Below are 17,186 nucleotides of genomic sequence, written 5' to 3'. Positions count from 1 at the left end.
CAAACATACTGAATAAACTGTCCACTTTTCCAGTGATTAATATATCATTAAGTTTGTCTTCTGCATAGAGATTTTTTAGTTATTTTCAATAATGTAGGTAAAGGAAATTAGTATGTTTTCTTTAGTAGTTACTATATAATGAAAAGTATAATTTCTATAAAAAGGCAGGAATTATTGATGACAGATCAAAATATTACAAGAATTGAGTTAGATGGGAAGGAATACATATTAATTGGTACTGCACATGTATCGAAGCAAAGTGCAGAGCAGGTGAAGGAAGTTATTCAGAAGGAAATGCCCGATTCTGTTTGTATCGAACTGGATAAACAAAGATATGAATCAGTTGTCCATGATAGTAAGTGGCAAAAGATGGACATCTTCCAAGTTATTAAAGAAAAAAAAGCATCCTTGCTTTTAATGAACCTTGCGATATCCTCCTTTCAGAAGCGGATGGCTAAGCAATTTGGAATAAAACCAGGACAAGAGATGATACAAGGAATCGAGTCAGCGGAAGAAATCGGTGCAGAGCTAGTATTAGCCGATCGTAATATTCAGATAACCTTTTCACGAATTTGGGGAAGCATCGGCTTTAAAGGAAAAATGATGTTACTCACTCAAGTAATTGGTGGTGTTTTCTCAAAGGAAACTATTACAGAAGAAGAGCTTGAGAAAATGAAAACACAGGATTCGATTGATAGTGTCCTTAGTGAGTTCACAGAAGCTTTTCCTCGATTGAAAAAACCGCTTATTGATGAGCGTGATCAATATCTTGCACAAAAAATTAAAAAAGCTCCAGGAAAGAGAATTGTAGCGGTACTAGGTGCTGCCCATGTTCCAGGTATCACAAAGGAAATTAGAAAAGAGCATGATCTAAAAGCACTGACAAAGGTTCCACCAAAGTCAAAAGCGCCTAAAATTATAGGGTGGTCCATTCCTCTTCTGATCATCGCTTTAATTGTATACACCTTTATAGCAAATCCGGTTGCTGGATGGCAGCAGGTATTGAGCTGGCTCATATGGAATGGCGGTTTATCTGCACTTGGCGTTATTATTGCGCTTGGTCACCCTTTGGCAGTCTTAACCGCCTTGATTGCTGCACCAATTACTTCATTGAATCCATTGATGGCAGCAGGGTGGTTCGCTGGTTTTGCTCAAGCTTACCTCAAGCGTCCGCAGGTGTCCGATTTCGAGTCACTTTCAGAGGATGCTGTAACAGTGAAGGGCTTTTGGAATAACAAAGTAACACGAATCTTATTAGTGATTGTTTTTGCTAATATCGGTAGTGGTTTAGGAACTTTTATAGCAGGAACAGATATTATAAGGTTGTTTTTCAACAATTTATAAAATAGGTGGTTAGAGGATGGACAAGTAGCCCATCCTCTATAAAATATCCTCCAAGGTTTCTTGGATAGTTGGATAATGAAAACTGTATCCTGCCTTCTCTAGCCTATCTGGTAAGACCCAGCGACTTTTTAAAATAAGCTCTGTTTCTGTTCTAATAAAAATGGCACCAAGTTCTAACAGTGGCGCTGGAGCAGGTAATCCTAATGGTCGATTTAACTTCCTTCTTAATTCCTTCATCAAAATATAATTTGGTATCGGGTTCGGTGCTGAGCAGTTAAATATGCCAGACAAATCCTCTCTATCCTTTAAAAAAAGGATGATGTTCCATATATCCTCAATATGAATCCAACTGAACATCTGTCTACCATTTCCTTGAATCCCTCCAAGGCCAAATGTTACTAAATTTTTATAAGGTGGCATTACCCCACCATCAGGACCGAGTACGATTGCTATTCTAAGTGCAACTTGTCTTGTGTTCGGCAAAGAAAATTGAAAAAAGGCATTTTCCCACTTTTTTGCAACATCGACAGAAAAACCTACTCCGATTTCTCCATCCTTCTCCGTCATTGGTTTATCCTCTGCATGACGATAGATTGTAGCAGTGCTTGAGTTTATCCATAATTTCGGTGGATGCTCACATTTACTGATTGCATCTCCTAATAATTTTGTTGTTCCTGTTCTAGATGTCAGAATTTCTTGTTTGTTTTTCTCATTATAACGGCAGTTTACCGATTTTCCAGCTAAATTAATTACCAGTTCAGCATGATTGAGAGCTTGTATCATTCCTTCTTGATCGTTCCATGTTATAGCAGGTGGCTTTCGTGAAATGGTAGCGACATCGTAGCCTAAATCTAGGAACTTCTCTCTCAGATAAGCTCCTATGAAGCCTGAACCACCTGTGATTACTACTTTCTTTTTCAATGGCATCACCTCACACTTTTTCCTCATCCTAACATATAAGCACCCATTTGTTGACAAAAACTCTGAAAATTGTGTGAAATTTTGATATAATGGGAAAACCAATAAGTAAGAATCTAAGGGGGAGCAGAATGGCAAAGCGTGCACTTATCAATGTTGATTATACGGTTGATTTTATAGCATCTAATGGTGCTTTAACATGTGGGGAGCCTGGACAAGCAATCGAAGCGAAAATAACAGAAATTACGAAATCGTTTATGGACCAAAAGGATCTTACTATATTTGCTGTGGATGTCCATGAAGAAGGCGACCCTTACCATCCAGAAACGAATCTGTTTCCGCCACATAATATCAGGAGAACAAAAGGAAGAGATTTATACGGAAGCTTGAAAGCTGTTTATGAAGCAAATAAGCAACAAAATCATGTATACTATATAGATAAAACGAGATATTCAGCTTTCGCTGGAACTAATCTGGAGCTTTTACTTCGCGAAAGAGGGATAAAAGAGCTACACTTAATTGGGGTATGTACCGATATTTGTATTTTACATACAGCAGTGGATGCTTATAATAAAGGGTTTGACATGGTAATTTACCAAGATGCTGTTGCCTCCTTTAATCAAGCAGGACACGAATGGGCACTTGGTCATTTTGCACAAACACTAGGAGCAAAAGTGAAGGAATTTGGAGGAAACTGAGATGACATATGAAGACGATAGCTTGATGCTGCATACTGATTTGTATCAAGTAAACATGGCAGAAACCTATTGGAGAGATGGAATGGCAGAGAATAAAGCAGTTTTTGAGCTCTATTTTCGCAAACTGCCTTTTGACAATGGTTATGCTGTTTTTGCAGGATTAGATCGGGTATTGGATTTTATTCATAATTTTGGTTTTACCGAAAGTGATTTGACTTACTTAAAAGAGATTGGCGGCTATGATGACGACTTTCTAGAGTATTTACGCAATATGCGCTTTAGTGGTACGATACGTTCTATGAAAGAGGGGGAAGTTGTTTTTGCCAATGAGCCTCTTATGCGCATCGAAGCACCACTGGCAGAAGCACAATTAATCGAGACACCTTTATTGAACATTGTGAATTATCAAACATTGATTGCGACAAAAGCTGCTAGGATTAAATATGTTGTTGGTGATAGTGTTGTGATGGAATTTGGTACGAGAAGAGCTCATGAAATGGATGCTGCCATTTGGGGAACCCGTGCCGCTTATATCGGTGGTTTTTCTGCAACAAGCAATGTCCGAGCAGGAAAGCTATTTGGCATACCGATAGCAGGGACACATGCCCATTCTATGGTACAGGCATATCGCAGTGATTATGAAGCATTTAAAAAATATGCGAGCACCCATTATGATTGTGTCTTCTTGGTAGATACTTATGACACACTTCGTTCTGGTGTTCCTAATGCCATCCGTGTAGCGAAGGAATTCGGTGATAAAATAAATTTTAAAGGTATCCGTTTAGATAGTGGAGATATGGCATATTTATCTAAGAAAGCCCGTAAAATGTTGGATGCTGCTGGATTTAAAGATGCAGAGATTATCGCATCAAACGATTTAGATGAATATACAATTTTAAACCTACAGGCACAGGGAGCTAAAATTGATATCTATGGAATAGGAACAAAGCTAATTACTGCTTACGATCAAGCAGCCCTTGGGGGAGTATACAAGCTTGTTTCGATCGAAGAGAATGAAGAAATGGTGGATACGATTAAGATTTCGGCTAATCCCGAAAAGGTGACTACACCTGGTAGTAAACGTGTTTATCGCATTATTAATAATGAAAATGGCCACTCTGAAGGGGATTATATTGCTTTAGAAGATGAGAATCCCCAGGAAGAGCCGAGGCTGAAGATGTTTCACCCTGTCCATACCTATATTAGTAAGTTTGTGACGAATTTCACAGCGAAGGATTTACATCAGGATGTCGTAGTAGATGGGGAAATTTGCTATGAGTCACCTAGTCTTCAGGAAATTCAAAATTACACAACGGAAAATATGAATCTCTTATGGGAAGAGTATAAGCGAACAATGAAGCCTGAGGAATATCCTGTTGATTTGAGTGAAAAATGCTGGGAAAATAAAATGAACCTGATAAAAGCAATCAAACAACGTGTTAAAGATATGGTGAAATCAGAATAAAGGAGTGTATCACATGCGTCCATTGCAAAAGGAAATTATCCAAAAACTAAAAGTACAACCAGAAATTGATCCGCAAGAAGAGTTTCGCCGAAGTGTCGATTTCGTAAAAGATTATCTGTCAAAGTATTCTTTTTTGAAAAGTGTTGTATTGGGGATTTCTGGAGGTCAGGATTCGACGTTAGCAGGTTATATTTGCCAAACAGCAGTTAATGAGTTAAATGAGGAAAACGGAAAGAATGATTATCAATTTATTGCAGTGAGGCTTCCGTATGGGGAACAAGCGGATGAAGAAGATTGTTTGGATGCTTTGGCTTTTATTCAACCGAGTAAAACAGTTCGCGTAAACATTAAAGCAGCAGTAGATGCGAGTGAGGAAGCAGTGGAAAAAGAAATCGGTCCACTAAGTGATTTTGTAAAAGGAAATACAAAGGCAAGAGAACGTATGAAGGTACAGTATGATATTGCTGCATCTCTTAACGGTGTAGTAGCTGGGACTGATCATGCAGCCGAAGCAGTGACTGGCTTTTTCACCAAGTATGGAGATGGAGCGGCAGACATTATTCCATTATATCGTCTTACTAAGCGACAAGGGAAAGCAATCTTAAAAATGCTTGGTTGTCCAGAACATTTATACTTAAAAACGCCGACAGCAGATTTGGAAAGTGATAAGCCGATGCTTCCTGATGAAGTTGCATTAGGAGTAAGCTATGAAGCGATAGATAACTATCTAGAAGGCAAACCAGTTAGCGATCAAGATGCCGAAACAATTGAGAACTGGTATATGAAAACAAGGCATAAAAGAGAAGAGCCAATTTCTGTTTTTGATAATTGGTGGAAGTAAAACATGAGGCTACCCTAAACATTTCTTTTTATAGGATGGGAAGGATAGCCTTTCTGTCTATATAGAATACAAACTAATTGACCTAATCAAGATCCTATGTTATATTTATCTTGAATTCGAGATAAATGAATTTCCATCATTGGGGTCTTTCGAACGATTAGCAATGGTAAATTTCAAAAACACCGAAACTAGGGGATGAATCAGATGAATGGTTTAAAAGGGGTACACCATGTTACAGCCATTACGAGTAGTGCAGAAAAAGATTATCAATTTTTCACGTATGTTCTAGGGATGCGTTTAGTGAAGAAAACCGTTAATCAAGACGATATCCAAACCTATCATTTATTCTTTGCGGATGATAAAGGTAATCCAGGTACAGATATGACGTTTTTCGATTTTCCAGGCATCCCAAAAGGAACACATGGAACGAATGAGATCTATAAAACATCTTTTCGAGTACCAAGTGATGCAGCGATAGAATATTGGAAAAAACGCTTCGATCGATTAGAAGTAAAACATACTGGGATTAAAGAACAATTCAACAGAAAGACATTATCCTTTGTAGACTTTGATGATCAACAATATCAGTTAATATCAGATGAAAACAACATTGGGGTCGACTCAGGGATCCCATGGCAAGATGGTCCGATTCCGTTAGAATACGCCATCACTGGCTTGGGTCCAATTTTTGTTCGGATACAGGATTTTGCCTATTTTAAACAAGTGATGGAAAAGGTATTACAATTTGAAGAAATCGAACAAGAAGATTCCTTCCATTTATTTGAAGTGGGAGAAGGTGGAAATGGAGCAAGAGTTATTGTCGAAGAAAACGTCGTATTACCAATGGCCCAGCAAGGGTACGGAACGGTACACCATGCCGCATTTCGGGTAGATAACAAAGAAACATTGTTAGAATGGGATAAACATTATCGGCAATTCGGTTTTCAAACATCAGGCTTTGTTGATCGCTTTTTCTTCCAATCTCTTTATACAAGGGTAGCTCCACAGATTTTATTCGAGCTTGCCACAGATGGCCCAGGATTTATGGGTGATGAGGATTACGAGACACTCGGGGAGAGGCTTTCCCTACCACCATTTTTAGAGGATAAAAGAGAACAGATTGAAGGCATGGTACGCCACATTGACACGGTTAGAAGTACAATGACAATCGAAAAGGAATACGAGTAATTGGAATTGAAGAGACTTTCTTCCTACTATGGAGGAAAGTCTTTTTACATATCTTAAAAGTATGCTTAATTTCAAAAATTTTACAAAGAGTTAACAGAGCTTCAATAGGAATAAAACAATTATATGCTAACTTTAAAAAGGAAGTGATGGTGGTGAACTTGAAATTAAATTTTCTGAAAGGATGAAGAAGATGAGGAGAAAGTTAGTTTCATTAGGCCTTGTGTTTCTATTTAGTTGGTTACTAGCTCCAAGTTTAAGTGCGGAGGGTCCACTTGATCCAGCTCCAGAAATATTACCATCCCAAACGGCAAATGGTAAGTCTGTCTTGTTCGATAATACTCATGGGCAAACAGCGGGCGCAGCAGATTGGGTGATAGATGGCGCTTTTTCAGATTTTGCCGATGCGATTGCAGAGGAAGGATATTATGTAACGGAATTAAGAAAAGAAGGCAGGTTTACTTTAGATGATATAGATGATTATGAAGTATTTGTTATCCCTGAAGCTAATATTCCCTTTTCAACCAGTGAGCAGGAGGCAATGCTAGATTATGTCCATCAGGGTGGAAGTATTTTTTTCATCGCTGATCATTACAATGCCGATCGAAATAAGAATAGATGGGATTCCTCTGAAGCGTTTAACGGGTACCGTCGAGGTGCATGGCAGGATCCAGCCAAGGGGATGAGTTCAGAAGAAGCAAATTCTTTTTATATGCAAGATGTAGAAAGCTCTGATTGGTTATCCGATAACTTTGGGTTCAGAATTCGTTACAATTCACTAGGAAATGTATATTCCGATCTAGTTGTAGAACCTTCTCAAGCATTTGATATTACCGAAGGTGTCGGAACGATGACCATGCACGCAGGCTCTACTGTAGCGATTACTGATTCGGATAAAGCCAAAGGTATCGTGTATATCGAAGAAACGAATGAGGCTTGGTCACATGCGGTAGACCAAGGTGTTTATAATGGTGGTGGGATAGAAGAAGGACCATATGTTGCTATCTCTAAATCAAATCTAGGAAAAGTCGCGGTGATAGGCGATTCTTCACCAGTAGAAGACATTACGCCGAAGTATAAGCGAGAAGAAACTGGTGGAACGAAGAAAACATATGATGGATTTTATGACCAAGATAATCATATTTTACTTGTCAATCTTATCAATTGGTTGGCCGTACAGGAAAACTACACCTCCTTAGATCAGGTGAATGGTTTGGAATTGGATCAAGAAACCGAATTGTTAGCATTAGAGAATCCTGTGACATCTACTGAACCTCAATCCGAGCCATGGAGTCTACCAGAGCCTGATTACGATTGGTGGGATCGCTCAACCTTTGACCCAGGATCCTATGGATATGAAGGGGCGGAAGATAGTGATCCTATTGAGAATGATGCAATGGAAAACTTTGAAAGCGGAAGTAAAGGAGCCTATGCAGCAGGTACAGTTAGCTTATCCTCAGGATCTTGGTATTTTGATAATGCCCTGCTAGGAGACCTTTCCAGTGATAAGAAAAATGGTACACAAGCAGCAAGAATTAGGGCAGAAGGTTCTATTGAAATGAATTTTGACGTGGATAGCGCATCAAGTATATCTTTATCCCATGCTAATTTTGGCAATGATAGTGGTGCCAAATGGTCTATCCAAAAGTCAACAAATGGTGGAGCTTCGTGGTCAACAATTGGAGGGCCTTATCATAGCGGTAGCTCTTTAGCAACGAAAGATATAACAGTTAATGAAGGAAACCCTGTTCGTTTTCGTCTTCTTGTAGAAGGTGTATCTGGTGAACGAATTAATATTGACAATTGGGAGATTCATCCTTAATCGGGTTAGTTAGATGGACAAGAAATAGGAATGCTCTGCATCGGGTATTCCTATTTCTATGATTTACAAAAATTTTACAAAAATAAGGTTATTTCTTAATATTTGCAATTTAAGATGGTATTGTCTAGGAAATATGGATGACTTGAGGGGGATAAAAATTGAAAAAGCTATGGTTAATCGTGATCGCCTTGTTGCTTTCAATACTAGTTGCATGTGGTGACACAGAAGAAGGCTCTGCGAAAGAAAAAGAAACGGATGGAGAAGGTTCTAATGAAAAAATAGATACACTTTCGATTGGCTTTGTACCATCAAGAGAGCCAGACGAAATCATTACCGCAACAGAACCATTAAAGGATTTATTGAAAGAAGAGATGGCAACACAGGGTTATGAGATTGGCGAAGTAGATATTTCAGTAGGTACCAATTATGAGGCAGTTGGGGAAGCTCTTTCAGCAGGTACAACAGATATTGGATTAATTCCTGGTGGTACATATGTGCTTTATGATGATGGTGCGGAAGTAATATTAACTGCAACTCGAGCAGGTTTAAATAATGATTCAGACAATGCCAAGGATTGGAATGATAATAAACCGACAGAAGCGGTAGAGGATCAAGTAACCTATTATCGCGCACTTATGATTGCAGGCCCTTCCGAAAAAGGACAAGCATTAGCGGAAAAAGTAAACAATGGAGAAGAGCTTTCATTTGAAGATGTGAACAGTGCTTCCTGGGCAGTCATGTCCTCTTCTTCACCAGCAGGATATATTTATCCATCGCTTTGGCTACGTGAGAAGTTTGATAAGACGATTGCAGATTTAGATAATGCCGTTCAAGTAGATTCCTATGGGAGTGCATTTGCCCGTTTAGCGAAAGGACAAATTGATGTGATGGTCACTTATGCAGACGCTAGAAGAGATAATGCAGAAGCATGGGAAGATGAATTTGGAGGAAAAGCATCCATTTGGGATGAAACGAATGTAATTGGTGTGACACCAGGAATTTATAATGACACCGTGAGTGTGAGCAAGAATTCAGAAAAGATGACAGATGAATTGAAAGCAGCCATTCAACAGGCATTTATTAATATCGCCAAAACGGATGAAGGTAAAGAAGTTATTTCTATCTATAACCATGAAGGCTATCAAGAAGCAGAGTCATCGGATTATGATAATGAGCGAGAAGCACAAGAGATTGTGCAAAGCTTAAATTAAAGAGCATTGCAAGCATGAGAACATCGTTTTGATGTTCTCATTTTCTCACCTTTCAAGAACGAAGGAAGCTTTCAAACAAGAATGGAGAATCACAATGATTGAATTTAAAAATGTTGAAAAAAAGTATCCCAATAATGTGAAAGCATTAGAAGATATTAATATACAAATTCCAAAAGGAGAATTTGTTGCTGTTATTGGTTTATCAGGAGCAGGTAAATCAACACTTATACGTTGTATTAATCGAATGCATGATATCACTCGTGGAAAACTGATCGTTGATGGCATCGATATAGGTAAATTAAGAGGATATGAGATTCGTAAGTTTCGTCAGCGAATAGGAATGATCTTTCAGTCCTTTAATCTCGTGACACGAATTTCGGTGCTGAAAAATGTGTTAGTATCATTAGTGCCAGAACTGTCTGCCTGGCGTAAGGTGACAGGTATCTTCTCCAGAGAGCACAAAATAAAGGCGCTAACAGCATTGGAGCAGGTCGGAATCTTGGATAAAGCATTTGTAAGAGTGGACCAATTATCAGGGGGGCAGCAGCAACGGGTAGCGCTTGCTAGAACATTGGCACAGAATCCTGAGATTATTCTCGCAGATGAACCGATCGCCTCCCTTGATCCTGTGACCTCTAAGCAAGTTATGAACGATTTTAAAAGGATCAATGAAGAAATGGGTATAACGGTTATTATGAACATCCATCATGTCGAAATTGCTCTGGAGTATGCGCATAGAATACTTGGGGTCCGAGACGGCAGAATTGTATACGATGGCAGTGCGAAAGATGTTACAGAGGAAGTGTTAGATCTTATTTACAAAGGTCGAGAAGACGTAATGAAAGAAGTGGAAGGGGAAAAAGTTTATGTATGACAAAATTTTCCCTCCGAAAAAAATTGTACTAGCTAGTGGTAGTGTAGTGAAGGAAAAGAGATCACGAACTCCTATTATTCTAGTATTAGTCCTTGTTGGATTGATCTTATCTTTTCGATTTACTAATTTTGCTTTCCAGCAATTAATGAGTAGATGGTATGAGTTTTTTGTGATCATCGGGGATATGATTCCACCTAAATGGGAATACTCCCCAAGTTTATGGCAACCATTATTAGACACAATTAAAATGTCCATTCTCGGCTCTTTTTTGGGCGCAGTGGTAGCTGTTCCCGTCGCATTTCTAGCATCTACGAATATTATTAAAGCTAAAATCATCACTATGATCACGAAGGTCTTTTTAAGCATATTAAGAACAATGCCTACATTAGTATCCGCATTAATCGCCACCTTTATTTTTGGATTAGGCACACTTGCTGGTACTGTCGCTATTTTTCTATTCACACTAGCATATGTCGGTAAGCTACTCTATGAACAAATCGAAAATGCTAACATGGAGGCATTTGAAGCAATGGAGTCTATTGGAATGAATAAGCTCCAGGCGTTTCGATATGCTATTTTTCCTCAGATTCTACCAAACTATTTATCTACCTCATTGTTTTGCTTTGAGGGAAATGTGCGTTATGCGGCTATTTTAGGATATGTAGGTGCTGGTGGGATTGGTTTATTGCTAAACGAGGGATTAGGCTGGCGGGATTATGCAAGTGTTGGCATGATTTTATTGATGCTAGCGATCACGGTTTTTCTCATTGAAACAATCAGTGAGCATTTTAGGAAAAAGCTAACGTAAAAGGAGTCTTTCATACATGAATTTAGTCGAAAAACAATTATATCATGCCCCGAGAAACAATCGCTATATCTTGCTGATTTCTGCTGTTTTAGTAGTTCTATTTGCGTGGTCCATTACTGCTGTTAATATAGAAAATCTTGAACAAAGTGGAATGTCCATTGCAGGAAGTATATTAAAAGGAATTATTAGCCCAGATCTTGATTTGTTATTAGCAACAGGAACTCAAGGGGTAGCTTATTTATTAGTCGAAACCATTGCAATAGCATTTCTTGGAACCATCATTGGATCAATTCTAGCCATCCCACTTGCCTTTTTCTCTGCATCCAATGTTGTTCCAAAACCAGTTGCCTTTATCACAAGATTGCTACTTATTTTTATACGAACAGTCCCTGCATTGGTCTATGGTCTAATGTTTATTCGTGTAACAGGCCCAGGCCCTTTTGCCGGTGTTTTAACGATCGCCGTCATTTCAATTGGAATGCTTGCAAAGCTATATGTGGACGCTATTGAGGATTTGGACACAAGTATTTTTGAATCGATGACATCCATTGGTTGTACAACCTTTGAAAAAATTCGATATGGCATCATTCCACAGCTATTCTCCGTGTTTCTTTCGATCATGATTTATCGATTTGATATGAATTTACGAGAAGCGTCTATATTAGGTTTAGTAGGTGCCGGCGGTATTGGTGCACCACTTATTTTTGCAATGAATGCCTATAGATGGAATGAAGTAGGATCGATTTTAATTGGATTGGTTGTGCTCATCTTAATTGTTGAGCTTACATCTAATAAAATCCGAACAAAATTAGTGAGAGGGTAAAATGATACATCAATAGAGGGGAAGCTCTTATCTATTGATGTTTCTTATTATACTCGCTTATCATTTAGAGATGCTATCCCGCCACTTTCTAAGCTTTTTCCGCCAATTTATTTAGTATATCCGCCACTTTCCTTTGCATTCCCGCCACTATACTCCGTTTTCTCGCCACTTCTAATGAAAAAGATCCCAGCGAGGGCTTCCTCACTGGGAGTCTCCTATTAATGGATCTCTAAATAATCGACATAGGCGTCCCATTCCCCATTATCGGATGTTACGACAAGCTCCACTTCTTGATTTCCGGTTCCATGACTAACATTGTCAATGGTATAAACAGCGGGATAACCGTCACCAAAATAAAAGGTTCCTTTATACACTCCTCCTATTAGAAGGTCTACTTCGGCCATATTTGAGTGATTGGATGAGGCCCCACGTAAGGAGAAGCTATGGGTATTGCTTTGGAAATATTGCGTATATTTTACGGAATCATTGTTAGCATATAAAGCGACTCCATTGAATGGTGAGTTAATGTTACCGGTATATTGACCACTTTTAGTCATATTTTCTGCTTCCACCCTCGTAGTATTGCCAGAACCATCGTCACCACCGCCACCGGAGTTCCCGCCGATTGTTAATGTATTACGGTAGACATCCGCACTACCACTACTTTGATAGCCTTCAACGGTAAGGGCAACTTCATACATTTTCCCCATTTCCATACCTAAGCTTTCCCACTTTTTAAAGTGTTCACTAACAGAGATCGTTCCACTAGTTCGTTTCGTTCTTCGTACACTCCAATATTGTTGGAAAGTTCTAGTACCCTTAATAGAAGGCTGATTGACGCGTGTGGTTTCATAGATATCGTAGGTACCTCCGTCAACCGTAATCGTACCTTTAGAAGTTCCACCTGGTGGACGCCAGCTTCCCCAGCTGTCGACAATATAATATTCTACAAGCGGATCCACCGTCCATCCATATACAGTTAAATATGAATTTCCGTTCGGTTGATAGTTCGCACCATAATTTATGGAGATGTTTCCTATTTGCTGATGTGTCTGAGTCTCATCGAATTTTTTCCCTTTTCGGAATAATATATTATTAATATTACTCCACTCGGCACTGAACGTACCACCACTATTAAGTGTCATACTTCCGTAGCCACCATCATCCTTCCAAAACTCATAATCATAGCCATCATGTGTGCCTGTTTCATTGCTCGTAATCGCAGCATGTACATTTGATGCAGGAAACATCAGAGCTAAACAAAATAATGTGGCGAAAAATAATCTTGTCTTATTTCGCATTAATCTAATATCCTCCTTTGTTAGATAGTATAAGCTGATTTAAGCCTCCTTTCTTGTTTTTAAAAGCGTTTTAATAATGCTCAACGCCATCATAACAAAGATAGAGTGCAATTTTTACCATAGAAACTATATCTATTACTTAAAAAATTTTAGTTCAAGATAAAATTGAAACCACTTCCAATTTTATCTTGACGAACATTTCTCTTTTTTATAAACTATAATTGTTCCAAATAAAAGAATATCGTTCCGTATAATGGAACAAAAGGAGAAGCAAAAATGGCCCAAGTACAATCTGTTGAACGAACATTATCGATATTAGAGTTATTAGCTGAGCACCCAGAAGGGTTAGGGATTACAGAGCTTTCAAGGAAAATGGAGCTTGCTAAAAGCACGGCACACAGACTTCTAAGTACACTAGTTAATAGGGGCTATGTAGAACAAAAAGAGGAAAATGGTGACTATCGTCTTGGGATTCAATGTTTAGTAATCGCTAGCTCTCTCTTGAATAATCTAGATATTCGCTCTGTGGCAAAGGAAGCACTACATACATTAGCAAGAAGCTCAGGAGAAGTGGTCCATCTTTGTATGCAGGATCAATATGAAGTCGTTTACATTGATAAAGTGGAGAGTGAGCAAACACTACGAATGTATTCCCAAATTGGCAGAAGAGCATTTATGCATTGCACAGGTGTAGGTAAAGCACTACTTTCTGGCATAAGTAAAGAAGAAGTCGATAAAATGATCGAAGAAAAAGGTCTACCTAAATTTACAGAGAATACGATTACTGACAAAGAAGCATTATTCAAAGAATTAAAGCTTATTCGTGAAATAGGCTACGCCGTGGATGAACAAGAGCATGAGAAAGGTATCCGTTGTATCGCAGCACCTGTTTTTGATCATAACGGCAAAGCAGTAGCCGCGATCAGTATTGCTGGGCCTGCTGAAAGAGTAACGGAAGATAGAGTGAAAGAAGAATTAGCAAAAGAAATAGTAGACCAAAGCTTAGCCATTTCAAAACAATTAGGGTTTTTCAAGCATTAACAGAAAGGGGACAAATGAATGAAGATTACAAAACTTAAGACATTTTTAGTAGAGCCGAGATGGTGTTTTGTCAAAATCGAAACAGATGAAGGGTTAGTTGGCTGGGGAGAACCAGTTGTGGAAGGACGGGCTGCTACTGTCGAAACGGCTGTCCAGGAATTAGCTGAGTACCTTGTAGGAAAAGATCCTCTTCGAATGGAAGATCATTGGAATGTCATGTACCGTTCCGGTTTTTATCGGGGTGGTCCCATCCTAATGAGTGCTATTGCAGGGATAGACCAAGCTTTATGGGATATAAAAGGGAAATATTTCAATGCACCAATCTATCAACTGCTTGGTGGAGCATGTCGTGATTCGATTCGGGTTTATTCATGGATTGGTGGTGACAGGCCAAGTGATGTAGGAAAAGCAGCGAAAGTAATGGTGGATGCAGGCTTTACAGCCGTTAAAATGAATGGAACAGAAGAATTACAATATATTGATTCCTATGAAAAAATTGATCAGGCTATCGCTCGCATAGCATCTGTCCGAGAAGCGGTTGGAGATTACATTGGTATAGGCATTGATTTTCACGGTAGGGTTCATAAATCAATGGCAAAAATTTTAGCAAAGGAATTAGAAGCCTATCGACCAATGTTTATTGAAGAACCAGTCTTACCAGAAAATAATGAAGCACTCCGGGAAATTGCCAATCAAACAAGCATTCCGATTGCAACAGGTGAACGAATGTACTCAAGATGGGACTACAAAAAGCTACTTGCTGATGGATATGTTGATATTATTCAGCCAGACTTATCTCATGCAGGTGGAATAACTGAATGTAAAAAGATTGCTTCGATGGCTGAGGCATATGATGTCGCTGTTGCCCCGCATTGTCCATTAGGGCCGATTGCCTTAGCTGCTTGTCTGCAAATGGATGCAACCGCTCACAATGCTTTCATTCAAGAACAGAGTCTTGGAATTCACTATAATCAAGGGAGTGATTTACTAGATTATATTATGGATCGTTCTGTGTTCGATTATCAGGATGGGCATGTGAAAATCCCGCAAGGTCCTGGATTAGGTATAGAAATTAATGAGGATAAAGTAAAAGAAATGGCAGAAAAAGGACATTTTTGGAGAAATCCAGTCTGGCGTCATCAAGATGGTACTGTAGCAGAATGGTAAAAGGAGGCTACCTAAAATGGATGTGGTAACACTTGGAGAAACGATGGTTTTGTTTACACCAGAGTCTAGTGGTCTATTAAGATATGCCAACACTTTTTCGAAAAAGATAGGAGGAGCAGAATCCAATTTTGCGATAGGACTATCGAGACTTGGCTATCAAACAGGCTGGATTAGTAAAGTAGGTAACGATGAATTTGGAAAAGCTATCCTTTCTTTTCTAAAAGGAGAAGGCGTCGATGTTTCTCACGTTCACACGGATGAAAGTGCGCCAACAGGTATCTATTTTAAAGAATTTCGCAACAGTGCGAATGTAAGGGTGCAATATTATCGAAGTGGATCTGCTGCTAGCAAGATGGCACCATCAGATATAGATGAGAATTATATCGCTAAAGCAAAATATTTACACATTACCGGAATTACACCAGCGCTAAGTACGAGTTGCTATCAGGCTATAAAGGAAGCGATACGTATAGCAAAAAGTAAGGAATTGCAAGTTGTTTTTGACCCTAATCTTAGAGAAAAACTTTGGCCAAGTAAAGAGAAGGCCCAACAGGTAATGCTAGAGATTGCGGCAGAAGCAGATATTATTTTGCCAGGTTTAAGTGAAGCTACCTATCTTTTTGGAAAAAAGGGACCTGATCAATTGGCTAAATGCTTCTTAGACTTAGGTGCCGAAACGGTCATATTAAAAGCTGGAAAAGAAGGAACCTACTATTACACAGCGGAGCAGTCAGGATTTGTGGAATCTTTTTCAGTAGAACAGGTGGTGGACCCTGTCGGTGCAGGTGATGGATTTGCTGCAGGCTTTATTTCAGGGCTCTTAGATGAGTTACCCTTAATGAAAGCAGTGAAAAGAGGGAATGCGGTAGGTGCGATGGTTACGATGGTAAATGGAGATGTAGAAGGCTTGCCAGAAAAGGATGAAATCGAGCATTTTATTCAACCAAATAAAGAAGACGTTAGTCGATAATGAGGAGGAAATAGATTTGAGTGTATTGCAAAATATTTACGAAAATGGATTAGTAGGAATTATTCGTGGTGTCCAGCCAGATGATATTTTAGATGTCGCCAAATCTCTTCATCAAGGTGGGATCCATACATTAGAAATCACTGCTGACACCCCACGTATTTTACAAGTAATCGAACAGCTTCGGGAGGAATTACCTGAAGAAGTGATCGTTGGAGCAGGAACCGTATTAGATGCAGAGACGGCAAGAGCAGTGATTATGGCAGGGGCACAGTTTGTCTTTTCTCCAACAGTGAATATTGATATGATTCAAATGACAAAAAGGTATGGAGTCGTTAGTATTCCGGGTGCATTGACTCCAACAGAAATTTTAACAGCCTATGAAGCGGGGGGAGATGTGATTAAAGTATTCCCAGCACGTTCAGCAGGACCAAATTATATTAAAGATGTGAACGGCCCATTATCGCATATCCCATTAATGCCAACTGGTGGGATTAATCTTGATAATATTATGGACTATTTTCAAGCAGGAGCCGTTGCTGCAGGGCTTGGTGGTTCATTAGTACAAGCAAAAAAGAAATATACCGAAACAGATCTATTGGAATTGACAGAAAAAGCAAAAGCATATGTCGAGAAAGTGAAAGCGTTCCAAAATAATGGACAATAAAGAAAACGTCCTATAAAATTAAAACGACAAGCAACATGAAGTAGTTACAAATAC

Annotated in this window: 16 protein-coding genes; 14 read left to right on the top strand and 2 right to left on the bottom strand. The window is 39.0% G+C overall.

Annotated elements, in window-relative coordinates; translation table 11 throughout:
- Positions 1-177: 177 nt before the first annotated feature.
- Positions 178-1,344: a TraB/GumN family protein gene (locus ACZ5N5_RS03045; RefSeq protein WP_109985502.1), complete on the top strand. Its 1,167-nt coding sequence runs from the start codon at positions 178-180 to the stop codon at positions 1,342-1,344.
- Positions 1,345-1,380: 36 nt separating this feature from the next.
- Here the strand turns inward: ACZ5N5_RS03045 and ACZ5N5_RS03040 are convergent, their stop codons facing one another.
- Complete coding sequence (locus tag ACZ5N5_RS03040) at positions 1,381-2,265, bottom strand: TIGR01777 family oxidoreductase (protein WP_464373250.1); 885 nt, start codon at positions 2,263-2,265, stop codon at positions 1,381-1,383.
- Between the two features lie 128 nt (positions 2,266-2,393).
- Between ACZ5N5_RS03040 and ACZ5N5_RS03035 the strand changes: the two genes are divergently transcribed.
- From ACZ5N5_RS03035 to phnE (ACZ5N5_RS02995), 9 genes are all read left to right on the top strand, one after another.
- Positions 2,394-2,960 (top strand): cysteine hydrolase family protein, encoded by a 567-nt coding sequence (locus ACZ5N5_RS03035; protein ID WP_054788094.1) that lies wholly within the window; start codon positions 2,394-2,396, stop codon positions 2,958-2,960.
- A 1-nt stretch (position 2,961) separates the two neighbouring features.
- The gene (locus tag ACZ5N5_RS03030; RefSeq protein WP_054788095.1) at positions 2,962-4,425 is read left to right on the top strand and encodes a nicotinate phosphoribosyltransferase; all 1,464 of its coding nucleotides are present in this window, start codon (positions 2,962-2,964) and stop codon (positions 4,423-4,425) included.
- Between the two features lie 13 nt (positions 4,426-4,438).
- Positions 4,439-5,266: an ammonia-dependent NAD(+) synthetase gene (gene nadE, locus ACZ5N5_RS03025; protein WP_277679538.1), complete on the top strand. Its 828-nt coding sequence runs from the start codon at positions 4,439-4,441 to the stop codon at positions 5,264-5,266.
- Positions 5,267-5,470: 204 nt separating this feature from the next.
- Positions 5,471-6,454, top strand: a complete 984-nt coding sequence (locus ACZ5N5_RS03020) for a ring-cleaving dioxygenase (RefSeq protein ID WP_464373249.1) — start codon at positions 5,471-5,473, stop codon at positions 6,452-6,454.
- A gap of 190 nt (positions 6,455-6,644) precedes the next feature.
- Entirely contained in the window at positions 6,645-8,273 is a 1,629-nt protein-coding gene (locus ACZ5N5_RS03015; protein ID WP_277679537.1) for an Ig domain protein group 2 domain protein, read from the top strand.
- A gap of 158 nt (positions 8,274-8,431) precedes the next feature.
- Positions 8,432-9,484: a phosphate/phosphite/phosphonate ABC transporter substrate-binding protein gene (locus tag ACZ5N5_RS03010; RefSeq protein WP_109985498.1), complete on the top strand. Its 1,053-nt coding sequence runs from the start codon at positions 8,432-8,434 to the stop codon at positions 9,482-9,484.
- 94 nt (positions 9,485-9,578) lie between these two features.
- The gene (gene phnC / locus ACZ5N5_RS03005; RefSeq protein ID WP_464373248.1) at positions 9,579-10,358 is read left to right on the top strand and encodes a phosphonate ABC transporter ATP-binding protein; all 780 of its coding nucleotides are present in this window, start codon (positions 9,579-9,581) and stop codon (positions 10,356-10,358) included.
- A complete protein-coding gene (gene phnE / locus ACZ5N5_RS03000; RefSeq protein WP_464373247.1) occupies positions 10,351-11,166 on the top strand; it encodes a phosphonate ABC transporter, permease protein PhnE in 816 nt (271 codons plus the stop codon). The genes phnC and phnE (ACZ5N5_RS03000) overlap by 8 nt, the downstream gene beginning before the upstream one ends.
- Before the next feature lie 16 nt (positions 11,167-11,182).
- Positions 11,183-11,989, top strand: coding sequence for a phosphonate ABC transporter, permease protein PhnE (gene phnE / locus ACZ5N5_RS02995; protein WP_109985495.1), 807 nt, complete (start codon positions 11,183-11,185; stop codon positions 11,987-11,989).
- A 218-nt stretch (positions 11,990-12,207) separates the two neighbouring features.
- On the opposite strand, the gene ACZ5N5_RS02990 is transcribed toward phnE (ACZ5N5_RS02995), so the two are convergent.
- The gene (locus ACZ5N5_RS02990; RefSeq protein ID WP_425454601.1) at positions 12,208-13,239 is read right to left on the bottom strand and encodes a glycoside hydrolase family 11 protein; all 1,032 of its coding nucleotides are present in this window, start codon (positions 13,237-13,239) and stop codon (positions 12,208-12,210) included.
- A 327-nt stretch (positions 13,240-13,566) separates the two neighbouring features.
- Between ACZ5N5_RS02990 and ACZ5N5_RS02985 the strand changes: the two genes are divergently transcribed.
- Genes ACZ5N5_RS02985 through ACZ5N5_RS02970 form a run of 4 tightly spaced genes read left to right on the top strand, consistent with a single transcriptional unit; the run spans position 13,567 to position 17,132 of the window.
- Entirely contained in the window at positions 13,567-14,331 is a 765-nt protein-coding gene (locus ACZ5N5_RS02985; RefSeq protein ID WP_054788098.1) for an IclR family transcriptional regulator, read from the top strand.
- A gap of 18 nt (positions 14,332-14,349) precedes the next feature.
- The gene (gene dgoD / locus ACZ5N5_RS02980) at positions 14,350-15,498 is read left to right on the top strand and encodes a galactonate dehydratase (RefSeq protein ID WP_277679532.1); all 1,149 of its coding nucleotides are present in this window, start codon (positions 14,350-14,352) and stop codon (positions 15,496-15,498) included.
- 16 nt (positions 15,499-15,514) lie between these two features.
- Positions 15,515-16,468, top strand: coding sequence for a sugar kinase (locus tag ACZ5N5_RS02975; RefSeq protein ID WP_464373246.1), 954 nt, complete (start codon positions 15,515-15,517; stop codon positions 16,466-16,468).
- Between the two features lie 16 nt (positions 16,469-16,484).
- Complete coding sequence (locus tag ACZ5N5_RS02970; RefSeq protein WP_464373245.1) at positions 16,485-17,132, top strand: bifunctional 4-hydroxy-2-oxoglutarate aldolase/2-dehydro-3-deoxy-phosphogluconate aldolase; 648 nt, start codon at positions 16,485-16,487, stop codon at positions 17,130-17,132.
- Positions 17,133-17,186 lie beyond the last annotated feature (54 nt).

The organism is Gracilibacillus sp. JCM 18966, assembly GCF_055392695.1.
This window is presented reverse-complemented; position numbering and strand designations above follow the sequence as displayed.